This is a genomic window from cf. Phormidesmis sp. LEGE 11477 (assembly GCF_015207105.1).
GTDB lineage: Bacteria > Cyanobacteriota > Cyanobacteriia > Phormidesmidales > Phormidesmidaceae > Phormidesmis.
In genome coordinates, this window is sequence record NZ_JADEXO010000242.1 from 1 (window position 1) to 2,181 (window position 2,181).

Sequence of the window (2,181 nt, forward strand, 5' to 3'; positions counted from 1 at the left end):
GGGGACGGGGGACGGGGTAGTTTGGCTTTGACAGCGCCTAGCCAAGCGCTACTTCTTCTTGGGGCGCACTGAACGTTCCAGAGCAAACCCTGCCTTTACTGATATCTAGCGTCACAATCGTGCCATTGCGAATAATCTCGGTAGCTCTATCTACGCCGACAATGACCGGAATACCCAGCCGCAGTCCTAGCACCGCCGCATGGCTAGTCAAGCTGTCATCCTCTGTGATAATGCCACCCGCTCTACGAATAGCATCCACATAGTCCGCACTCGTCCGTGGCACCACTAAGATCTCGCCTGTATTAAAGTCCTTGATTGCGGCTGTATTATGCGCGACGCGGGCTCGGCCACTCACAGAGCCTTCGCCCACGCCTCGGCCAGAGCCAATCACCGCCGTCACTACCTCAACCTTAATCAAATCGGTCGAACCAGACACACCTTGCAGCGTACCTGCTGTCATCACGACGAGATCACCATCGTAGAGTAGCCCATCTTCTTGAGCCACGTTCATCGCTGCTTGGAAAGTTTGGCCCGAAGAATGCAAATCGACCACCAGCAGCGGATTCACGCCCCAAACAACCTGAAGCTGCCTAGACACATCTACTAGCGGCGTTACTGCCAAGATGGGCGCTCGTGGCCGGAATTTCGATACGTTACGAGCGGTCGCCCCTGAGCGCGTCAGCGTCATGATAGCCGATGCTTCTAGCTGAGCCGCAATCTGTCCGACCGCCTGGCTAATCGCATTTGGAATCGTATGACTTTTACTCAATTCGTCGATTGGGTGCTCCTGCTGCTCTTGCTCAGCCCGCAGCGCAATTCGGGCCATCGTCGCTACAGCTTCCACCGGATAATCACCGACCGCCGTCTCATTCGAGAGCATCACCGCATCGGTGCCATCAAAAATGGCATTCGCAACGTCAGAGACCTCTGCTCTAGTCGGCCTAGGGCTCTCCACCATGCTATCTAGCATTTGAGTAGCTGTAATCACCGGAATACCTAATCGGTTGGCTGTCGCAATCAGCCGCTTTTGCAAAATCGGCACATCCTCAGCCGGCAACTCTACGCCTAGATCGCCTCTGGCTACCATCGCGCCATCTGAGAGCGATAGGATCGCATCCATTTGTTCAATCGCTTCGTGCTTTTCAATTTTCACGATGACCGGCACCCGGCGATTCGTCGAATTTTGAATGATCTCTTTAATTTCTAAGACATCTTGAGGGTTACGCACAAAGCTCAGCGCCACCCAGTCCACATTCTGATTCAGGCCAAACTGTAGATCTTCCTTATCTTTTTCTGTGAGCGCTTTGATCGAAAGATAAACGCCTGGAAAGTTAACGCCTTTGCTATTAGAGAGCTTACCGCCCACCACTACTTCGCACTTCAAGTTGCGCTGTACAAAGTCTTTACCCACGACCTTCATCTCTACTTTGCCGTCATCGAGCAAGATGGTGGACCCTTCTGGCACTTCTTCGACTAGCGGCTCGTAGGTCACCGAGCTCTCAGTTTGAGTGCCTGGAATTTTGCGGCTAGTCAGCACAAAGCTGTCTCCTTTAGCCAAGCGGATAGAGCCTGCTTCAAATTTCCCCAAGCGGATCTTCGGCCCCTGAAGATCTTGCAAAATAGCCACTGGCTGCTTCAGCTCAAAGGAAATCTGGCGAATCAACTGAATGTTTCGACGGTGGTTCTCTTGATCGCCGTGTGAGAAATTTAGTCGTAGGGTAGTCGCACCTGCTTCAATAATTGCTCTAAGGGTGGCAGGGTCCTGGGTGGCAGGGCCTATGGTCGCTACGATTTTGGTTCGTCGCAAGGCTGGGCGTGCTGTCAGCGCCTTTCCCAGATGAGATCGCATACGTTTATGGGTGGAAATATAGGGACAAATATCTGCTCAAACGATACCACTGTAAGGTCCGCTACAAAGTAGTCAGCCGCCAACGGATGCGCTTGAGAACTTGCTGGGGAAGTGGGGATGTTTTTAGGCGAAGTGCGATCGCCAACAATAATCAAAAACTAGCCGCGCAATAGCAGCGAGAAAAATACGAAATCTCTATAAATATGAGGTTCCAGGCAGCTTCTACTTATCAGTTAGTCTTTAAACTGATTTAATCTGCTCATAGGCTCAGAACTTACGCTACAGTCTCATCTACAAGACCATAAATATTTCCTCATAACGCTCAGGGGAAG

At 51.6% G+C, this 2,181-nt stretch carries 1 protein-coding gene; it reads right to left on the minus strand.

The window, feature by feature from the left end:
• Positions 1-37: 37 nt before the first annotated feature.
• Positions 38-1,849 (minus strand): pyruvate kinase, encoded by a 1,812-nt coding sequence (gene pyk, locus IQ256_RS28975; protein WP_228025398.1) that lies wholly within the window; start codon positions 1,847-1,849, stop codon positions 38-40.
• Positions 1,850-2,181 lie beyond the last annotated feature (332 nt).

What these genes read in the sequence shown, in the direction of transcription:
- pyk (WP_228025398.1), bottom strand. Translation starts at nt 1,849, where the DNA reads ATGCGATCTCATCTGGGAAAGGCGCTGACAGCACGCCCAGCCTTGCGA.